This window comes from Amycolatopsis sp. NPDC101161 (assembly GCF_044768185.1).
Lineage (GTDB): Bacteria > Actinomycetota > Actinomycetes > Mycobacteriales > Pseudonocardiaceae > Amycolatopsis.
The window spans coordinates 224,985-243,665 of record NZ_JBIWPI010000006.1 but is presented as its reverse complement, the minus strand read 5'-3'; the positions used below and the strand labels follow the sequence as shown (position 1 = coordinate 243,665).

The 18,681-nt window shown below is 70.9% G+C and carries 16 protein-coding genes; 9 read left to right on the top strand and 7 right to left on the bottom strand.

The annotated features are described in order from the left end of the window. The first annotated feature begins 33 nt into the window (after positions 1-33). Positions 34-972, top strand: a complete 939-nt coding sequence (locus ACIRSS_RS39625) for a LysR family transcriptional regulator (protein ID WP_400904432.1) — start codon at positions 34-36, stop codon at positions 970-972. A gap of 81 nt (positions 973-1,053) precedes the next feature. Here the strand turns inward: ACIRSS_RS39625 and ACIRSS_RS39620 are convergent, their stop codons facing one another. Next, complete coding sequence (locus tag ACIRSS_RS39620; RefSeq protein WP_400904430.1) at positions 1,054-3,675, bottom strand: valine--tRNA ligase; 2,622 nt, start codon at positions 3,673-3,675, stop codon at positions 1,054-1,056. 57 nt (positions 3,676-3,732) lie between these two features. On the opposite strand from ACIRSS_RS39620, the gene ACIRSS_RS39615 reads away from it, so the two are divergent. The 5 genes from ACIRSS_RS39615 to ACIRSS_RS39595 all read left to right on the top strand — a co-directional run bounded on the left by ACIRSS_RS39615 (position 3,733) and on the right by ACIRSS_RS39595 (position 9,329). Beyond that, a complete protein-coding gene (locus ACIRSS_RS39615) occupies positions 3,733-4,035 on the top strand; it encodes a hypothetical protein (RefSeq protein ID WP_400904429.1) in 303 nt (100 codons plus the stop codon). A 51-nt stretch (positions 4,036-4,086) separates the two neighbouring features. Then, positions 4,087-5,079 (top strand): hypothetical protein, encoded by a 993-nt coding sequence (locus ACIRSS_RS39610; protein ID WP_400904427.1) that lies wholly within the window; start codon positions 4,087-4,089, stop codon positions 5,077-5,079. 73 nt (positions 5,080-5,152) lie between these two features. After that, positions 5,153-5,590, top strand: coding sequence for a MarR family winged helix-turn-helix transcriptional regulator (locus ACIRSS_RS39605; RefSeq protein ID WP_400904425.1), 438 nt, complete (start codon positions 5,153-5,155; stop codon positions 5,588-5,590). Between the two features lie 88 nt (positions 5,591-5,678). Next, positions 5,679-6,980, top strand: a complete 1,302-nt coding sequence (locus ACIRSS_RS39600) for an MFS transporter (protein WP_400904423.1) — start codon at positions 5,679-5,681, stop codon at positions 6,978-6,980. Positions 6,981-7,022: 42 nt separating this feature from the next. Beyond that, entirely contained in the window at positions 7,023-9,329 is a 2,307-nt protein-coding gene (locus ACIRSS_RS39595; protein WP_400904421.1) for an FdhF/YdeP family oxidoreductase, read from the top strand. Here ACIRSS_RS39595 and ACIRSS_RS39590 read toward each other — a convergent pair. From ACIRSS_RS39590 to ACIRSS_RS39570, 5 genes are all read right to left on the bottom strand, one after another. Then, positions 9,320-10,582: an MFS transporter gene (locus ACIRSS_RS39590; RefSeq protein ID WP_400904419.1), complete on the bottom strand. Its 1,263-nt coding sequence runs from the start codon at positions 10,580-10,582 to the stop codon at positions 9,320-9,322. The two genes, ACIRSS_RS39595 and ACIRSS_RS39590, sit on opposite strands and share 10 nt — an antisense overlap. An 87-nt stretch (positions 10,583-10,669) precedes the next feature. Beyond that, on the bottom strand, positions 10,670-11,245 hold the full coding sequence (locus tag ACIRSS_RS39585) for a hypothetical protein (RefSeq protein ID WP_400904417.1): 576 nt from the start codon (positions 11,243-11,245) through the stop codon (positions 10,670-10,672). Between the two features lie 281 nt (positions 11,246-11,526). After that, a complete protein-coding gene (locus ACIRSS_RS39580; protein ID WP_400904416.1) occupies positions 11,527-12,930 on the bottom strand; it encodes an LCP family protein in 1,404 nt (467 codons plus the stop codon). A gap of 57 nt (positions 12,931-12,987) precedes the next feature. After that, positions 12,988-13,113 carry a hypothetical protein gene (locus ACIRSS_RS39575; RefSeq protein WP_284742082.1) on the bottom strand — a complete coding sequence of 42 codons (126 nt, stop codon included), beginning with the start codon at positions 13,111-13,113 and terminating at the stop codon, positions 12,988-12,990. After that, positions 13,113-14,468, bottom strand: coding sequence for an OFA family MFS transporter (locus ACIRSS_RS39570; protein ID WP_400904413.1), 1,356 nt, complete (start codon positions 14,466-14,468; stop codon positions 13,113-13,115). The genes ACIRSS_RS39575 and ACIRSS_RS39570 overlap by 1 nt, the downstream gene beginning before the upstream one ends. A 102-nt stretch (positions 14,469-14,570) precedes the next feature. Here ACIRSS_RS39570 and fdhD point away from each other — a divergent pair, with 102 nt between their 5' ends. Then, positions 14,571-15,395, top strand: a complete 825-nt coding sequence (gene fdhD, locus ACIRSS_RS39565; protein WP_400904412.1) for a formate dehydrogenase accessory sulfurtransferase FdhD — start codon at positions 14,571-14,573, stop codon at positions 15,393-15,395. Here fdhD and ACIRSS_RS39560 read toward each other — a convergent pair. After that, the gene (locus tag ACIRSS_RS39560) at positions 15,392-16,831 is read right to left on the bottom strand and encodes a carotenoid oxygenase family protein (protein ID WP_400904411.1); all 1,440 of its coding nucleotides are present in this window, start codon (positions 16,829-16,831) and stop codon (positions 15,392-15,394) included. The two genes, fdhD and ACIRSS_RS39560, sit on opposite strands and share 4 nt — an antisense overlap. Positions 16,832-16,903: 72 nt before the next feature. Here ACIRSS_RS39560 and ACIRSS_RS39555 point away from each other — a divergent pair, with 72 nt between their 5' ends. Beyond that, on the top strand, positions 16,904-17,611 hold the full coding sequence (locus tag ACIRSS_RS39555; protein WP_400904409.1) for a TetR/AcrR family transcriptional regulator: 708 nt from the start codon (positions 16,904-16,906) through the stop codon (positions 17,609-17,611). 79 nt (positions 17,612-17,690) lie between these two features. Beyond that, complete coding sequence (locus ACIRSS_RS39550; RefSeq protein ID WP_400904407.1) at positions 17,691-18,680, top strand: alpha/beta hydrolase; 990 nt, start codon at positions 17,691-17,693, stop codon at positions 18,678-18,680. The last annotated feature ends 1 nt before the right edge of the window (position 18,681 follow it).

The window sequence follows — 18,681 nt, the reverse complement described above, 5'->3', positions numbered from 1 at the left end:
TCTCGAGCTTGGTGCTCTTTTTCGCCGTCATCGATGGCCAGTCCGCTCGTACACTCATCACGGAAACTGATGAATGGGATCGGTGTGGAGCTGCGCCAGCTGAGGTACTTCGTGGCGGTGGCCGAGGAGCTGCACTTCGGCCGCGCGGCGGAGCGGCTGCACATCGTCCAGCCGGCGGTGAGCCAGCAGGTGCGTCGCCTGGAGCGTGCCCTGGGGGTGGCGCTGTTCGTCCGGACGACGCGCTCGGTGGTTTTGTCGGAGGCCGGACAGCGGTTCCTGCCACACGCGCGGGCGGTGCTGTCGGCGGCCGACCGGGCTTCGGATTCGGTGGCGGAGTTCCGTCCGTCCGGTTCGTCGGTCCGGCTCGGGACCAGCGAGGGACTGGGTGATCGGCTGGATCTTCTGCTGGGGGCGTTCGCCCGGATGGCGCCTTCGGCTTCGTTGGAGCTGGTGCATGCGCCGACTTCGCAGCGTTTGGAGCGAGTCCGGGCCGGCTCACTGGACGCGACGATCGTGCGCGGGTCGTGGCCGTCGTCCGGGCTCGATCTGACTCCCTTGTGGATGGACGAGGTCGTGGCGGCGTTGCCTGCTTCTCATCCGTTGGCCGCTTCTGCCGAGGTTTCTTTTGCTTCGCTGGCTTCGCTTCCCGTGCGGTTGAGCCCGCCATCGCGGAACCGTCCGTTGTACGAGCTGGTGGTGGCGTGTTACCGCGAGGCGGGGTTCGAGCCGGTGCTGGGTCCGGATTTCACGACAGCTCAGGACACGTTGGGGACGCTGGGGTTCGGCCGTCCGCAGTGGACGGTGTTCTACCGGGCGCACGCCAATCTGCTGCCGGTGCCGGGGGTGGTGTTCCGGCCGTTGGTGGAGCCGACGCCGCGGATGCAGACGTATCTGGCGACCCCGGCGGATCGCCGGGTGACCCCGGAGGTGGTGGCGTTGATCGAAGCGGCCCGAACCATCGAGGCGGACTGAGCAGCCCCCGTTTTCACGCTACCGGAGGGGGACGACAAAGCCCGGCACTCCGCGAGGGAGCACCGGGCTTCGTCGACAACCTCAGGAAGCCGGCAGAGCGGCCAACCGGGCCGTGATCCGATCGATGTCTGCCACCGCCGTTTCCTTGCGGAGCTTGATCTTGTCCACCACGTGCTCCGGGGCCTTCGCGATGAACGCCTCGTTGCCCAGCTTCGCCTCCGTCTGCGACAGCTCCTTCTCCGCCGCCGCGAGGTCCTTCTGGAGACGCTTGCGCTCCGCTGCCACGTCGACCGTTCCCGACAGGTCCAGCTCCACCGTCACCACGCCGTCGGCCAGGGCCACCTCCAGCGACGCGCTCACCGCGAACTCGGGAGCAGGCGCCGTCAGGCGGACCAGTGAGCGGACCGCCTCCTCGTGGCCGCCCGTGTAGCCCGCCAAGCGGGCCGCCACCTTCTGGCCCGGCTTCAAGCCCTGGTCCGCTCGGAAACGGCGGATCTCCGTCACCAGCTTCTGGACGTCCGCGATGCGGGCGTCGGCCGAAGGATCCGCGTAGCCCTCGAACGGCGCCGGCCACGACGCGATCACCAGGGACTCACCACCGGTCAGCGCCGTCCACAGCTTCTCCGTGATGAACGGGATGAACGGGTGCAGCAACCTGAGCACCGTGTCCAGCACGTGCCCCAAGACCGCGCGGGTCGACGAAACCCGCGCCTCATCCCCTTGGTACAGCTGGACCTTCGCCAGCTCCAAGTACCAGTCGCACAGCTCGTTCCACGTGAACTGGTAGAGCGCGCCCGCCACCTTGGCGAACTGGAAGTCCTCGAACAGGCCGTCCACTTCGGACACCAGCGCGCTCAACCGCCCCAGGATCCAGCGGTCCGCTTCCGTCAACGAAGACGCGGCAGGCAGCGGCGAAGCGACCGAAGCCCCGTTCATCATCGCGAACTTCGTCGCGTTCCACAGCTTCGTGCAGAAGTTGCGGGAGCCCGCCGCCCACTCGTCGGCCAGGGCCATGTCCGCGCCCGGGTTCGCGCCGCGGGCCAGCGTGAACCGCGTCGCGTCCGCGCCGTACGCGTCCATCCACTCCAGCGGGTCGATCACGTTGCCGCGCGACTTCGACATCTTCTTGCCCTGCGCGTCGCGGATCAGGCCGTGCAGGTACACGTGGTCGAACGGCTGCTTGCCGTCCATCTGGTGCACGCCGAACATCATCATCCGGACGACCCAGAAGAACAGGATGTCGTAGCCGGTCGACAGCACGCTGGTCGGATAGAACTTCGCCAGATCTTCCGAAGACGAAGGCCACCCCAGCGTCGACATCGGCCACAGACCCGATGAGAACCACGTGTCCAGCACGTCCGGGTCCTGCGTCCAGCCCTCGCCGGACGGCGGCTGCTCGTCCGGGCCGACGCACACCACTTCGCCGTCCGGGCCGTAGTACACCGGGATGCGGTGGCCCCACCACAGCTGGCGCGAAATCGTCCAGTCGTGCATGTTGTCGACCCAGTCGAAGTACCGCTTGCCCAGCTCCGGCGGGTGGATCTTGGTACGGCCGTCGCGGACGGCGTCACCCGCGAGGCGAGCCAGCTCCTCGACCTTGACCCACCACTGCAGCGACAGCCGCGGCTCGACGACCGTGTCGCAGCGCGAGCAGTGCCCGACCGCGTGCACGTACGGCCGCTTCTCCGCGACGATCCGGCCCAGCTCGCGCAGCGCCGCGACCACCGCGGGCCGCGCCTCGAACCGGTCGAGCCCCTGGAACGGGCCGGACACCGTGATCTCGGCGCGCTCGTTCATCACCGTGAGCATCGGCAGGTCGTGGCGGCGGCCGATCTCGAAGTCGTTCGGGTCGTGCGCCGGGGTCACCTTGACCGCGCCGGTGCCGAACGCCGGGTCGACGTGCTTGTCGGCCACGATCGGGATGCGACGCCCGGTCAGGGGCAGCTCGACCTCGGTGCCGACCAGGTGCGCGTACCGCTCGTCGTCCGGGTGGACGGCGACCGCGGTGTCGCCCAGCATCGTCTCGGCGCGGGTCGTGGCCACGACGATGGCGTTGTCACCGTCGCCGTAGCGGATCGACACGAGCTCGCCGTCGTCGTCGTTGTGGTCGACCTCGATGTCCGACAGCGCCGTCTGGCAACGCGGGCACCAGTTGATGATCCGCTCGGCGCGGTAGATGAGGCCCTCGTCGAAGAAGTTCTTGAACACCGTCTGGACGGCCTTCGAGAGGTTCTCGTCCATGGTGAACCGCTCGCGCGACCAGTCGACGCCGTCGCCGAGGCGCTTCATCTGGCCGAGGATCTTGCCGCCGTACTCGGCCTTCCACTCCCAGACGCGCTCGACGAACTTCTCGCGGCCCAGGTCGTGGCGCGAAAGGCCCTCGCCGGCCAGCTGGCGCTCGACGACGTTCTGCGTCGCGATGCCCGCGTGGTCCATGCCCGGCAGCCACAGCACCTCGTAGCCCTGCATGCGCCGGCGGCGGCTCATCGCGTCCATCAGGGTGTGGTTGAGCGCGTGGCCCATGTGCAGCGAACCGGTGACGTTCGGCGGCGGCAGTACGATCGAGAACGGCGGCTTCCCCGACGAGGCGTCGGCCGTGAAGTACCCGGCCGCTACCCAGCGGTCGTACATCGGTGCTTCCTCGGCGGCCGGGTCCCAGGCACCCGGAAGGTCGGTGGTCTGCTGCGGAGCGTTCTCGGTCACAATGGACAAGTCTACGAACCCGTCACGGCGGGTCACCCAGGGGGAAGGCACTCTCCGATGGCACAGCCTCAGCAGCCGCAGGATCCGGACGACCGGCGGCTGGAGACGCACCCCGACCTGATGAACCCGGACTGGCAGAAGTTCGCCGAGCGGGACGCCTGGCTGGGCGCCAAGAAGGACCTGAAGAAGCGCCGCAAACGCGAGCGCCGCACCGGCGGCCACCAGCAGCCCGGGAGCAGCCGGTGGCCGGGCGTGCTCGCCCTGCTGCTGGTCGTGGTCCTGGTCGCGGCGGCCATCGTCGTGCACCAGATCCAGGGCGTCGGCGTCAACGAGGACCCGTTCCTGTTCTTCGGCTCGTAACGTCCGGCCCCCGCCGTCGATGATCAGGCATCGACCCTGGGGGAAAGCAACGTGGACGACGACAACCTGCTCGATTCCCACCCGGACCTGATGGACCCGGAGTGGCGCAGGCACGCGCGGACCGACGCCTGGCTGGGCGCCAAGAAGGACCGCAAGCAGTTCCGCAAGCAGCAGAAACGCGCCGCGCGGCGGCCTCGGCGCCGCTGGTGGATCTTCGCCGTGTTCGTGCTGATCCTCGGCGTGACCACCGCGGCAATCGTGTACGTCGGCCGCCGGGAGGCCCCGGTGGCCGCCCCGCCGAACCCGACGCAGGTGGCGCAGTTCGCCCACGTCGACCTGGCCCGCCCGTACGCGAACACCCCCGCCGACACGTGGCCCAAGGGACTGGACGGCATCACCTCGCCCGCCGCCGCGCCGGTCGGCGCCTTCAAGGCCGACGCGGTCGCGAACGCCTACGCGCAAGCGCGGCAGGCGATCACCGCCGCCCACCTCGACCCCGCGGTGCTGGTCGCGCACGACCCGAAGGCCTTCCTCGCGCTCTTCGCCCCGGACCAGCGCGAACAGCTGGTGCCGCGGCTGGCCGAGAAGCCGGCGAAGGACAAGCCCGGCTTCGACTCCTACCTGACCGAGATCGCCGACGGGTACCACCTGCTCGACGCGGGCCCCCGCACGTTCGGCACGCTCACCGCACGCGCCGGCGACAAGCCCGGCGAGCTGGCCGTGGACGCCAAGTACGTCGTCGCCTTCGCCTTCGACAACGTCCACCCCGATGCGCTGACCAGCCCGAACGAGATCGTCAGCTTCCTGCGCGTGGACGAGACGTACGTCGTGGCCACCGGCTCCGGGCTCGCGAAGACCAGCCGCGGGCTGTGGCTCGACGGCGGGCAGAGCGCGACCTCGTCGGTCGGCTGCGCCGCCGCCCGGGAGGGTTTCCTCGCCCCCAACTACGCCAACCCGCCGACCGGGCCGTCGACCGGCGACCAGGACGCACCCGGCTACTACGACCCGAAGTACCCCGTGCCGACCCTCGACAGCTGCCACTGAGCCACCCGCACCCCCGGCCGGGGGTGCGTCACACCCAGATGCACAGTCTGGACTGTACAGTTAGACTGTGTGCATGGGCGAAGTACCCGCACACGTGGCCGAGACCGCCGGCTGGCTCCGCGGCGTCGTCGCGCAGCTGCACCGGCGGCTGCGGCACGTCGACAACGCCGGGATCCTGACGCCGTCGCAGTCCGCCGTGCTCAACCGGCTGCACCGCGAAGGTCCCGCGACGCAGGGTGAACTGGCCGCCGCCGAGCACGTGCGGCAGCAGTCGATGGCCGCCACCCTCGGGGTCCTCGACGAGCTCGGCTACCTCGCCCGCACCCCCGACCCGGCCGACCGGCGCCGCGTGGTGATCAGCCTGTCCGAGTCCGGCAGCGACACCGTGCGCGGCATCCTCCAGCACCGCGAGGAGTGGCTGGCCCAGGCGCTGGCGGACGCCCTGTCCCCCGGCGAGCTCGAGACCGTCACCCGAGCGCTTCCGTTGCTGCAACGCGTCGCCGAACACTGACATCCCGTCGGCCTGTAAAAAACAAGGAGCCCTCACGACTACCGTCACCGCCCCCGCGAAGTTCGGCGCCCGCCTGGTCACCCCGCTGGTGGCGGGCGCGGTGCTCAACCCGATCAACTCCACGCTCATCGCGGTCGCGCTCGTGCCGATCGGGCAGAGCTTCGGCGCCGGACCGGGCCAGACCGCGTGGCTGATCTCGGCGCTCTACCTGGCCACCGCGGTCGGGCAGCCGGTGGTCGGCCTGCTCGTCGACCGCTACGGCGCCCGCCGGGTCCTGCTCGGCGGCGCGACGCTGGTGATCATCGCCGGGATCGCCGGCATGATCCCGATCTCCGTCGGCTGGCTGACCGGCGTGCGGGTGGTGCTCGGCCTCGGCACGTGCGCCGGGTTCCCGGCCGCGATGGCCGTGCTGCGTCACCACGCGGAAGCGACCGGCCAGGGCGTGCCCGCGCGCGTGCTGTCGCTGCTGTCGATGTCCGCGCAGACGGTGATGGTGATCGGCCCGACGCTCGGCGGCGTGCTGATCGCGCTGTTCGGCTGGCCCGCGATCTTCGCGGTGAACATCCCCCTCGCCGGCCTGTCGCTGGTGCTCGCGCTGCTGTGGGTGCCGAAGAACGACCGCGGCGAGCGCACGGCGAAGCGGATAGACGTCGTCGGCATCGCGCTGTTCTCCGCCACCCTGCTGGCGCTGCTGTTCTTCCTGATGGACCCGGGCGCCGACGTCTGGGTGCTCGCCCTCGTCGCCGCGTTCGGCACGGCGTTCACGCTGGTCGAGCTGCGCCGCGGCGACCCGTTCCTCGACCTGCGGATGCTCGCGGCCAACCGGGCCATCCTGCGCACGTACCTGCGGCAGGCCCTGAGCTTCATGGCGATCTACGCGATCATGTTCGGCTACGTCCAGTGGCTGGAGACGACGCGGCAGCTGTCCGAGGAGGCCGCCGGGATGATGCTGCTGCCGATGTCGGGCACGGCGGTCTGCGCGGCCGCGTTTTCCGGCCGCGCGTCCGGGATCCGCGCGCGGCTGATCACGGTGGCGGTGGCCCTGGTCGGCGGGTCGGCGCTGCTGCTGCTCGTCCACGACGGCACGTGGGTCGGCGCGCTGCTGGCGCTGGCGGCGTTGTTCGGCCTCGCCCAGGGCCTGACGAGCGTCGCGAACCAGACGACGCTCTACCGGGAGGCACCGGCGGAGCAGATGGGCACGGCGAGCGGCCTCTTCCGCACGGCGCAGTACTTCGGCGCGATCGTCGCCTCGACGCTCATCGCCCTTTGCTACGGGCCGCACGCGGACTCGGCCGGCCTGCACCGGCTGGCTTTCGCGCTGATCGTCGTCAGCGTCCTGCTGCTCGTCGTCACCGTCGCCGACCGCGGGTTGCGCGCCGCCGAAGCGTGACCCGTGTTCGCGTGCGCGATCATCGAGGCGCACGATGAACACATGACCCGTGAAGCGCCGCTGCAGGACGTGGACGAGAACCGCCTCGAGGTGGGCAAGCCGAAGGGCTGGGCGGCCGGGATACCGGGCGTGGCCGTGTCGCTCGCGCGCAGCGTCGAGCAGATGGGCACCGGCCGCACGGTCAAAGCGCTGCGGCTGCTGAACCAGCGCGAGGGCTTCGACTGCCCGGGCTGCGCGTGGCCGGAACCCCGTGCGGTCGACGGCGAAAAGCGGAAGCTGGCGGAGTTCTGCGAAAACGGCGCCAAAGCAGTCGCCGAGGAAGCCACGAAACGGCGGGTGGACCGCGGCTTCTTCGCGAAGCACCCGATCGAGGACCTCCGCTCGAAGACCGACTACTGGCTCGGCCAGCAAGGCCGGATCACCGAGCCGTTCGTGCTGCGCGAAGGCGCGACGCACTACGAACCGATCTCCTGGGACGACGCGTTCGAGCTGGTCGCCGGCGAGCTGAAGGCGCTGACCGACCCCAACGAGGCGATCTTCTACACCTCGGGCCGCACCAGCAACGAAGCCGCGTTCCTCTACCAGCTGCTCGTGCGCTCCTTCGGCACCAACAACCTGCCGGACTGCTCCAACATGTGCCACGAGTCCTCCGGCGCGGCCCTCTCCGCGACGACCGGCATCGGCAAGGGCTCGGTCAGCCTCGCCGACATCCACAAGGCCGACCTGATCGTCGTCGTCGGGCAGAACCCGGGCACCAACCACCCGCGGATGCTCTCGGCGCTGGAAGAGGCCAAGGGGAACGGCGCGAAGATCATCGCCGTCAACCCGCTGCCCGAAGCCGGGCTGATGCGGTTCAAGAACCCGCAGAACGTCCGCGGCGTCGTCGGCAAAGGCACGCCGCTGGCCGACGAGTTCGCGCAGATCCGCCTCGGCGGCGACCTCGCGCTGTTCCAGGCCGTCGGGCACCTGCTGCTGGCCTGGGACGAGGAAGCGCCGGGCGCGATCGTCGACCGCGACTTCGTCGAGCGCGTCACCGAAGGCTTCGACGACTACGCCAAGCACCTGCGCGAGATCGACTGGACCGAGGTCGAGCGCGCCACCGGGCTGCCGCGCGAGCAGATCGAGCGCGTCGCGCGGATGATCGCGTCGTCGGAGCGGACGATCTACTGCTGGGCGATGGGCCTGACGCAGCACAAGCACGCCGTCCCGACGATCTCGGAGATCGCGAACCTCGCGCTGATGCGCGGGATGATCGGCAAGCCCGGCGCGGGCCTGTGCCCGGTGCGCGGGCACTCGAACGTCCAGGGCGACCGGACCATGGGCATCTGGGAGAAGATGCCGCAGTCCTTCATGGACGCCCTCGCCGGCGAGTTCGGCATCGACGTCCCGCGCGAGCACGGTTTCGACACCGTCGACGCGATCCGGGCGATGCGCGACGGCCGCGGCAAGGTGTTCTTCGCCGTGGGCGGCAACTTCGCGTCCGCGACGCCGGACACCGCGGCGACCGAGAAGGCGCTCGAGTCGTGCTCGCTGACCGTGCACGTCTCGACGAAGCTGAACCGGTCGCACGTCGTGCACGGCCGCACGGCGCTGATCCTGCCGACGCTCGGCCGCACCGAGCGCGACGTCCAGGCGAGCGGCGAGCAGTTCGTCACCGTCGAGGACTCGATGTCGCAGGTGCACGCCTCGCGCGGGCGCCTGAAGCCGGCGAGCGAGCACCTGCTGTCGGAGGTCGCCATCGTCTGCCGGCTGGCCGAAACGCTGTTCGGGGCCGGGCACGCGGTGCCGTGGCGGACGTTCGAGACCGACTACGACCTGATCCGCGACCGCATCTCCCGGGTCGTGCCGGGCTGCCAGGACTACAACCGCCGCGTCCGCGAGCCGGACGGGTTCGTGCTGCCGCACGCGCCGCGCGATTCGCGGGAGTTCACCGGGACGGCCAACGGCAAGGGCAACTTCACGGTGTCGGAGCTGGAGTACCCGGCCGTGCCCGAGGGCCGGCTGCTGCTGCAGACCATGCGCAGCCACGACCAGTACAACACCACGATCTACGGCCTCTCGGACCGCTACCGCGGCATCGAGAACGCCCGCCGCGTGGTGCTGGTGAACCCGGCCGACATCACGGCGCTCGGCCTGACCGACGGCGCGCTGGTGGACCTGGTTTCGGAGTGGCGCGACGGCGACCGCCGGGCGCCGGCGTTCCGCGTGGTGTCCTACCCGACGGCCCCCGGCTGCGCGGCGGCGTACTTCCCGGAGGCCAATGCGCTGGTGCCACTGGATTCGGTCGCGGAGAAGTCGAACACGCCGGTGTCGAAGGCGATCGTCGTGCGCCTCGAACCTCAGGCCTGACGAGCCGGGCGCGTCGCGGCGGCGGGGAGGTCCCGGCCGGTCCGGATCGGGCCGGCGGCGACGATGCCCGTCGCCGCGACGAGCACGGCCATGACCGCCCACACCGCCGTCCGCGGCCCGGCCAGCGAACCGAGGGCCCCGGCGAGCAGGGCACCGGCGGCGCTCGAGCCGTTCGCCAGCAGGCTGCTCGTCGCGACGACCCGGCCGCGCACGCCCGGCGGCGGGTAGGTCTGCCGGAAGCCCGCGGCGAGCACGTTGGCCGCCACCACGGCCGCGCCGACGGCCACCCCGCCGCCCGCGGCGAGGAGCAGTCCGGGTCCGGCCGTGGTCAAGGGGATCAGGAATCCCAGCGGGGTCAGGGTGAGCAGGCAGACCAGCAGGCTGCGCGCGCTGCCCCAGCGCCGCGCGAGCCGGACGGCGAGGGCCGCGCCGAGCACGCCGCCTGCTCCCGGTGCCGCCACCAGCACGCCCACGGCGCCCGGAGCGACGCCGACGTCCCGGACGAAGAAGACGACCTGGATCGCCTGGTAGCCGGTCAGCGCGACGTTGGCGACCGCGCTGAACACCGCCAGCGAACGCAGGTACCGGTCGTGGGCCACCCACCGCAGCCCGTCGGCGATCTCCCGGCGCAAGGTGCTCGGCCGCCGGACCGCCGGCCGGGGTGGTTCCCGCGCGGAGATCGCCGCCAGGCACCCCGCGGAGACCAGGAACGTCACCGCGTCGACGAGCAGGCCGGCCACCGCGCCCGCCCACTGGGCGAGCACGCCCGCCAGGCTCCGGCCGGCGAGCTGCGCGCACGCCTCGCTGCCCTGCAGTTTCGCGTTCCCCTCCGGCAGGTCCGCCGGGGCGACGAGGACCGGGAGGTAGACGCGGTAGGCGGTGCTGAAGAGGACACTGCTCGCCCCGGCGAGCAGCGCGACCACGATCAGCTGCGCCACGGTCAGGACGCCGAGCCAGGCCGCGACCGGGACGCTGACGAGCGCCGCGGCCGAAACGACGTCGCAGCCCAGCATCACGGGCCGGCTCGGCAGCCGGTCGATCCACGCCCCGGCCGGCAAGCCGATCAGCAGCCACGGCACCCAGGACGCGGCCGCGATCACGCCGACGGTGAACGGGCCGGCGTGCGCCACGAGCACCGCCACCAACGGCAGGGCGACCGTCGTGACGTTGCTGCCGAGCTTGCTGGTCGTCTCGCCCGCCCACAGCAGGCGGAAGTCCCGGTGCCGCCACAGGCCACCACGTCGTCCGGCCACGCGGCCCCCTCCCGGTCTTCCGGGAGGATGCCTCGCACCGCGCGCCGCCGTCAGCGGTTTTCGCGGTGGGCGCAACGCCAGGCGGTGTCAGCCCTTGTAGTCGCGCTGCAGGGTGTTGGTCATGTCGGTGACCACCGCCTGGACGTTGTCGAGGGTCGCGGGCGGGATCAGGGCCGCTTCCGTGCCGCCGTCGGCGATCGCCATGCCCAGCACGACGTTGCCCGTGCGGACCGCCGCCCACTGCTCGGAGACCCCGGCCTCGTCGCCGACGCCGGTGAGCAGCCGGACGCCCGAGTGGTCGCCCAGCGCGTCGGTCAGCAGCTGGGTCGCCTTGGTCGCGCCTTCGTTCACGTCGGAGTCGGTGAACCGGACCACGGCGATCGTCACCAGCCGGTAGTCCTGCATGTCGGGCTTGCCGCCGCCGAGGTCGCGGGCGAAGAGGCGCTTGCAGCTGGTGAGGTCGTTGCCCTCGCTCGAGCGGTCCTGGGGGATGACCTTCGCGTCGGCGGCCTTCACCGAGCCGGCCGGGACTTCGACGGTCCCGGGGGCGAGCTGGTTGTGCGCGTTCGGCCCGGGCAGCTTGCAGGCGTCGATCGATTCGGGATAGTGCGCCGCCGCGGACGCCGATTGGCACCCGGCGCACAGAACGGCGGAAGCGAGCACCGGAAGGAGCCACCCTCCGCGGGCAACGCTGCTACGCATAGGATCCGGACTTTCCGTATTTCTCGAAATTGACTTTCCGGGTGATCACCGGTCCGGTGATCTTTTCCGGTCCGCCCGGCGGGGCTGCCGCCGACGGTCATCGCACCCTGCCTCACCAGGGGGGCACCGTCAAGACCAGTCACCCGCGTGGTCCGCCGTGGTCCGGTCGGCGGAAAACACCTTCGCGGGGGTTCACGCAAATTCTTCCCGCGGTTTCGTCGATTCCGGGGAAAAGCTCCGCCTCAATTCACGCAGACGACGCCGTCGGACGTGATCGGCTCGTCGCCGCCGGCCGGGGCACCGCCGCCGCCGGTCGTCCCAGGTCCGGAGTAGACCGTCCCGAGCACCACCTCGATGTGGCCCGGCGGCACCGCCGCGGACTCCTGCGTCGCCAGCCCGCCCAGCAGCTGTGCGACGTCCGCGCCGCGCTGCGCGAGATCGGCGCCGAAGCGGACCAGGGACGTCCGGCGCGAGCCGGAGTTCCCGGTCGTGCCCTTGGCGAAGCCGTGCTCCCCCAGGAAGCCGGACACGCGGGCCGCGAGCCCGCCCTTGGGGCTCGCGTTGGTGACGTCGACGGTGACCGGGGCGCCCGGCGCCGACGGCCGCGGCGGCGCGCCGATGAGGTTCGCCGCGAAGGACTTCACCGCGGCCGGGTCGACCTGCACCGCCGTGGCACCCGGGTTGTCCTGGTCGTACCGGTAGTCGCGGTTGACGACCGGGATCGTCTCGAACCGGATCCCGCCACCGCTGACCCCGCGCATCTGGGCGACGAAGTCGAGCAGGTTCCACGAGTCGTCGAGCACGACCGACCGCTTGACGGCGTCGATCAGGTCGGACAGCTTCCCGGGGCTGGTCAGCGTCCCCGCCGACAGCACCTGCCGGGCCAGCCCGGCGAGGAACACCTGCTGCCGCCGGACGCGGGCGAAGTCGGTGCCCGGCAGCCCGTCGCGCTGGCGGACGAAGGCCAGCGCCTCGGCGCCCTGGACCCGCTGCGGCCCGGCCGGGAAGTCCGCGCCGGAGTTCTTGTCCTTCGTGGCTTCCTTGAGGCAGACGTCGACGCCGCCGACCGCCTTGCTGATCTCGTAGAAGCTGAACAGGTTGACCTCGGCGTAGTGGTCGATCTTGACGCCGGTGAGGTCTTCGACCGCCTGCCGCGTCCCGCGCCGGCCGGCGGTGAGCGCGGCCTTGGTGATCTTGGCCTTGTCGGTCTCCCCCGCGTCGCGCTGCCGCTTCGCTTCGGCGGCCTTCGCACGGCCGAACGCGGCGTTGATCTTGCCCTTCCCGCCGGGCATCGACACGTAGCTGTCGCGCGGGATGGAGAACGCTTTCACGTCGTGGGTCCCGTTCGGGATCCGCAGCACGATCAGGGTGTCGGTGAGGTCGTCGCCGTTGGGGCCGGCCCGCAGCTCGCGCAGGACGTCCGCGGGAAGCGGGTGCTCCTGCTGGTCGGTCCGGGAGTCGCGGCCGACGAGCAGGATGTCGAGCGACCCGTCGGCCGGCTGCTCGCCGGGCGCCGTGCCGTCGCCGCCGATCACGCTGTCGCGCGTGACGTCGTCGAGGGCGTGGAGGTTCGTGTAGCCGTACGCGGTCCCGCACAGGACCGCGAAGGCCAGCCCGGCGACGGCGATCTTCCCCAGTAGGTGCACGTCCTACCGACGCCGCCGGACCGGCCCCCGCTGCACGGGTGAGTCAGGTCACACCGCTCAGCCGAAGAGCTGCACCAGCTTCAGGAAAAGCTGGTACACGCCGTAGGCGAAGGGCAGGACCACCCACGCCCACGCCAGCACGATCAGCGGCACCCGGTTGGGTTTCGTCGCCGGCTCGGTCATCACGCCTCACTCCTCGCGGCCGCGCTCGCGGCGACCGGCTCGTGGTACTTCTCCTTGACCGGGCGGACCAGCTCGTTGGCCACGAAGCCGACCACGAGCAGGCCGATCATGATGTAGAACGACGTCGTGTACAGGTCCGGGCCGGACTTGCCCGCCGCCTTCTCGCTGTCGGCGATCCGGTTGACGATCAGCGGGCCGAGCACGCCGGCCACCGACCACGCCGTGAGCAGCCGGCCGTGGATCGCGCCGACCTGGAAGGTGCCGAAGAGGTCCTTCAGGTACGCCGGGACGGTCGCGAACCCGCCGCCGTAGAAGGAAAGGATCACCATCGCGCAGAGGATGAACACGAGCTTCGACGAGTTCTGCGTCAGCGCGATCACCAGGTACAGCACCGCGCCGACGCCGAGGTAGGTGCGGTAGATGTTCTTGCGCCCCACCAGGTCCGAAGTGGACGACCAGACGAACCGGCCGAGCATGTTGCACAGCGACAGCAGCGCGACGAACCCGGCCGCCGCGGCCGTGCCGACCGGCGTGGACGTGTTCTTGAAGAAGTCCACGATCATCGGCGACGCCTTCTCCAGGATGCCGATGCCCGCGGTGACGTTGAAGCAGAGCACGACCCACAGGCACCAGAACTGCGGCGTCTTGATGGCGTTGGCCGCCGAGACGTTCGCCGTGCTGATCATCGCCTTGCCGTGGTCGGTCTTCGGTTCCCAGCCGGCCGGCTTCCAGTCGTCGGCCGGCACCCGCACGAGCAGCCAGCCCATCGACATGAACACCGCGTAGACGATGCCGTGGACCAGGAACGCCGTGGCGATCGTGCCGGTGGTAGGCGCGGTGCCGAGCATCGACGACGACCACGGCGAGGCGATCAGCGCGCCGCCGCCGAAGCCCATGATCGCGATGCCGGTCGCCATGCCCGGCCGGTCCGGGAACCACTTGATGAGCGTGGACACCGGCGAGATGTAGCCGATGCCGAGCCCGACGCCGCCGATCCCGCCGTAGCCGACGACGACCAGCCAGAACTGGCCGGTCGCGACGCCGAGGGCGGAGACGAGGAACCCGCTGGCGAAGCAGCACATCGACACGAACATCGCCCAGCGCGGGCCGTTCTTCTCGACGAGGGTCCCGCCGAACGCGGCGGACAGCCCGAGCATGACGATGCCCAGCTGGAACGGCAGCGAGCTCTGCGTCCCGTTGAGGTGCATCGTCTTTTCGAGCGGCGTCTTGAAGACGCTCCACGCGTAGGCCTGCCCGATCGACAGGTGTACCGAAAGGGCCGCCGGCGGCACCAGCCAGCGCGTCCAGCCTGGGGGTGCCACGATCCGGGAACGGTCCAGGAAGCCGAGAGCCATCGGATCCCTCCGTAGAGTGGGGATGATGGAGGGAATGTATTACTAAATACCCGGTGTTGCACCATGCGAGTGTCAAACTTTCGGGTAGGGAAAGGTGGGCGGATGGGCAGGGTGACCGTGCGCAGGCCGGTGCGGCGGATCTCCGCGACCGGGGACCGGCGGCGCCCCGACGCGCTCGCGGCCGAAGAACCCCTGGAGCTGCGGGTCGGCGGCAAGGCGCTGGCGGTCACGATGCGCACGCCGGGGCACGACGTCGAACTGGCCCACGGCTTCCTGCTGTCCGAAGGCGTGATCGGCGGCCGCGAGGACATCGCGGTCGCCCGCTACTGCGACGGCGTCGACGACCAGGGCCGCAACACCTACAACGTCCTGGACATCGCGCTCGCCGACGGTGTGCCGCCGCCGGACACCGGCGTCGAGCGCAACTTCTACACGACGTCGTCGTGCGGGGTCTGCGGCAAGGCGGCACTCGACGCGGTCAAGCTGCGTACGAGGTTCTCCCCCGCCTCGGCGGCCTTCGCGGTGAAGAGCGAGACGCTGTCCGCCCTGCCCGACGCGTTGCGCGCCCGCCAGAAGGTGTTCGCCAGCACGGGCGGCCTCCACGCGGCGGCGCTGTTCAGCCCGGACGGTTCGCTGGCGGTCGTCCGCGAGGACGTCGGCCGGCACAACGCGGTGGACAAGGTGCTGGGCTGGGCGGTCCTGGAGGGTCGCGTACCGGCGCCCGGTCACGGCCTGCTGGTGTCCGGGCGCGCGTCGTTCGAGCTGGTGCAGAAGGCCGCGATGGCGGGGATCGGGTTGCTGGCCGCGGTGTCGGCACCGTCGTCCCTGGCGGTCGAGCTGGCGGAGGAGAACGGCATGACCCTGATCGGCTTCCTCCGCGGCGACTCGATGAACCTCTACACCGGCGACCACCGGGTGCTGGTCTAGACCGACTCGACCCAGTTGCCGTGGAAGCCGTTGGGGACCCGGTCCGGGAGGTGGATCGCCGCGACCGTCTCCAGCGTTCCCGCGTCCAACAGCGTCAAGTCGCTTCGCTGCGTCGACGGGTCGAAGACGAAGCCCATCAACACGCCGTCGTCCTCCGCCGCTTCCTCGTGGGACGGCACGAACACGAACTCGCCCGGCTGGCGGCCCTCGCCGAACGCGCGCTCCTGGCGGGACCCCGTGTGGAAGTCGTGCTTGAACAGTGAGCCGCCCGGGTCCGCGCCGCCGTCGGCCGACATCGCGTAGCCGTAGCGGTGGCGGCGGCCGACCAGGCGCTCGTCCACCCGCGGGAACTCCTGGCCGCGGTCGTCCAGCCGCTCCTCGATGACCTTGCCCGCGGTCAGGTCGACCGTCCAGCGGTCCAGCGTCGGGCCGCCCTCGTCCGGGCCGTGCAGCTCGCGGTCGAACATCCGCGGGTGCCGCACGACGTCCAGCACGATCGAGTCGCCGTCGTCGTAGGCGTTGAGCGGGTGGAAGACGTAGCACGGCTCGACCTCGAACCAGCGGACGTCGCCGTTGCCGCCCTCGCGCGGCATGACCCCGACGCGCGCCGGGTACTTCGGGTTCCAGCGGTAGGGCAGGCCGCCGTTCGCGCCGATCTTGCGCGTCATCATCGCCGTCACCGGGTCCGGCACGCGGACCTTGCCGACCATCGCCGAGACGACCAGCTTCGCCGGCGTCCGCAGCGCGCTCGGCACGCTGGCGGCCACCGCCATCTCGGCGTTGAACGTCACCGGCAGGTCGTAGAACACGACGTGCTTTTCGGTCAGGGAGAAGTCGTGCATCATCGGCGACCCGGTGACCTCGACGTCGACCGTGCGGCGTGCGCGCCCTTCCGCGTCGATCACCGAGTACTGGACCTTGTTGCCCATGCCGAAGAAGTACGAGACGGCGTGCAGCTCACCGGTGCGCGGGTCGCGCTTGGGGTGGGCGGTGTAGCCGCCGGGCAGCGTGCCGTCGAAGTCGCAGCGGCCGACGGTGTCGAGCTCGTCGGTCAGCTCGTAGATCGGCGCGCCCGCCTCGACCAGGGCGAGGGTCTTGCCGGCGTGGCCGATCACGTTGGTGTTGGCGCCCAGTGCGTCGAGCCCGCAGAAGCGGCTCGGGTCCTCGCCGTTCAGCGTCGCCGCGACGGCCGGGTTGCGGACCCAGCGGTTGCGGTACCACTCGGCCTTGCCGTCGCGCAGGCGCACGCCGTGGACCATGCCGTCACCCATGAACCAGTGGTAGGCCGCCGGGTCCACTTCGGACAGCGGGTTGGGGCCGTTGCGCAGGTAGCGGCCGTCGAGGAAGTCCGGGATCGCACCCGTGACGGCCAGCTCGGTGATCGTGTGCTCCCGGCTCACCGGGGCGAAGTTGCCTTCGAGGAACTTGTTGCCCATGCCGACCCCTCCAGAGTTGCTATAACTCGGTTATGGATCCATTTATAACAGGGTTATGAGATACTGGCAAGCATGAGCCCCAAACCGCGCGCGAACGACGTCAAGGAGCGGCTCGTCGAGGCCGCCATCCGGCTGCTCGACGAGGGCGGCCCCGAAGCCCTGCAGGCCCGCAAGCTGGCGGCGGAGGTCGGCGTCTCGACGATGGCCGTCTACACGCACTTCGGGGGCATGGCGGCGCTGGTCGACGAGGTCGCGCGCACGGGGTTCGTCCGGCTCAGCGCGTGGCTGGCCGAGGTGGGCGAGACCGACGACCCGGTGGCCGACATCTTCAGCCTCGCCCGCACCTACCGGCAGGCGGTCGCCGAGCAGCCGCAGCTGTTCGCGGTGACGTTCGGCCAGTCCGCGCCGGGCGGCAAGCGCGCGACGCTGTCCGACCTGACCACCGAGGAGGGCCGCGAAGCCGCGCAGGAGGGCCTGGAGGCGTTCGAGCACATCGTCCGGGCGACCGAGCGGGCCATCGAGGCCGGCCGGTTCCGGCCCGCCGACAAGTACCAGGCCGCCGCGCAGCTGTGGAGCGCGCTGCACGGCTTCGTCACACTCGAGGCCTCCGGCCACTTCGGGGCCGCCGAGCAGGGCATCGACCACATTTTGATACCCCTGGGGATCACCCTCGCGGTGGGTCTCGGGGACACTGTGGAGGAGGCGGAACGCTCGACCGAGGCCGCGAAGGCGACTTGGCGCGCGAGAAACCGAAACGCCGGGCAGGGTGGGAACGACTAACCCGGCGAACAGGGACGTGAGGGGAACGCGGAGCGGGTGCGCGGCGTCCTAAAGAGCAGCAGGCGGGGGACGGAGACAGGTGAACGAGGAAAACGGGGAGCGCGACGAGGTCCGGCCGGCCGGACCCGGCGAGCCCTTGATCCCGGAGACGGTCGGGGCGGCCGCGGTCCGGGACGCGCGGCGCTGGCTGTCGCGCCGGTCCGTGCTGATCGCGGGCGCGTCCGGGCTGGCCGTGACCGGCCTGGCCGTCGGCACCGCCACCGGCAAGCTGCCGTTCAGCCAGGCCCTGCAGCGCACGCTGGGCGTGACGTCGTCGAACCCGACGACGCAGCTGGGCAGCACCCGTGTCGAGCGCGTCTACTCCGCCGCGCGCGGCCGGATGGTCGACCTGGTGTTCATCCTGCCGTCGAAGACCCCGCCGAAGGGGCTGCCGATGTCGCTGATGCTGCACGGCCTGCACGGCAACGCCCGCAGCGCGGCCCCGACCGGCACGCTCAAGCAGCTGGCCAGCGACGTCGCCCGCAAGGCGGTCCCGGCGTTCGGCTTGGTGGCCGTCGACGGCGGCGACAACTACTGGCACGAGGTGCACCCGGGCGACGACCCGATGGCGATGCTCCTCGAAGAGGTCCCGCAGTGGCTGAAGGCCCGCGGTTTCGGCGGGGACACCGGGCAGCCGTTCGCCTGCACGGGCGTCTCGATGGGCGGGTTCGGCGCGCTGGTGTACACCCGCCGCCGCGTGGAGCGGCGCCAGCCGCCGGCGGCGGTCGCGACGCTGGCCCCGGCGCTGATCCTGTCCTGGCAGGAGATGGCCAAGCGGCACATCTTCACCGGCCTGAACGACTGGACGGCGCTGGACCCGCTGCGCCACGTCGACGAGACGAAGAGCGTGGCCAACGGCATCTGGTGCGGCACGGAGGACCCGTTCATCACGGGCGTCCGCCGCTACATCGACGCCGCTCACCCGGCGGTGGCCCACACGGCCCACGGCAAGCACGGCGACTCGTTCAACCGGACGGTGGTGCCCAGCTTGATCAGCTTCCTGGGCAAGCACGTGCCCCGCAAGGACTGAC

What these genes read in the sequence shown, in the direction of transcription:
- ACIRSS_RS39575 (WP_284742082.1), bottom strand. Translation starts at nt 13,113, where the DNA reads ATGACCGAGCCGGCGACGAAACCCAACCGGGTGCCGCTGATCGTGCTG.
- ACIRSS_RS39560 (WP_400904411.1), bottom strand. Translation starts at nt 16,831, where the DNA reads ATGGGCAACAAGTTCCTCGAAGGCAACTTCGCCCCGGTGAGCCGGGAG.
- ACIRSS_RS39555 (WP_400904409.1), top strand. Translation starts at nt 16,904, where the DNA reads ATGAGCCCCAAACCGCGCGCGAACGACGTCAAGGAGCGGCTCGTCGAG.
- ACIRSS_RS39605 (WP_400904425.1), top strand. Translation starts at nt 5,153, where the DNA reads ATGGGCGAAGTACCCGCACACGTGGCCGAGACCGCCGGCTGGCTCCGC.
- ACIRSS_RS39595 (WP_400904421.1), top strand. Translation starts at nt 7,023, where the DNA reads ATGACCCGTGAAGCGCCGCTGCAGGACGTGGACGAGAACCGCCTCGAG.
- ACIRSS_RS39570 (WP_400904413.1), bottom strand. Translation starts at nt 14,468, where the DNA reads ATGGCTCTCGGCTTCCTGGACCGTTCCCGGATCGTGGCACCCCCAGGC.
- fdhD (WP_400904412.1), top strand. Translation starts at nt 14,571, where the DNA reads ATGGGCAGGGTGACCGTGCGCAGGCCGGTGCGGCGGATCTCCGCGACC.
- ACIRSS_RS39625 (WP_400904432.1), top strand. Translation starts at nt 34, where the DNA reads ATGGCCAGTCCGCTCGTACACTCATCACGGAAACTGATGAATGGGATC.
- ACIRSS_RS39615 (WP_400904429.1), top strand. Translation starts at nt 3,733, where the DNA reads ATGGCACAGCCTCAGCAGCCGCAGGATCCGGACGACCGGCGGCTGGAG.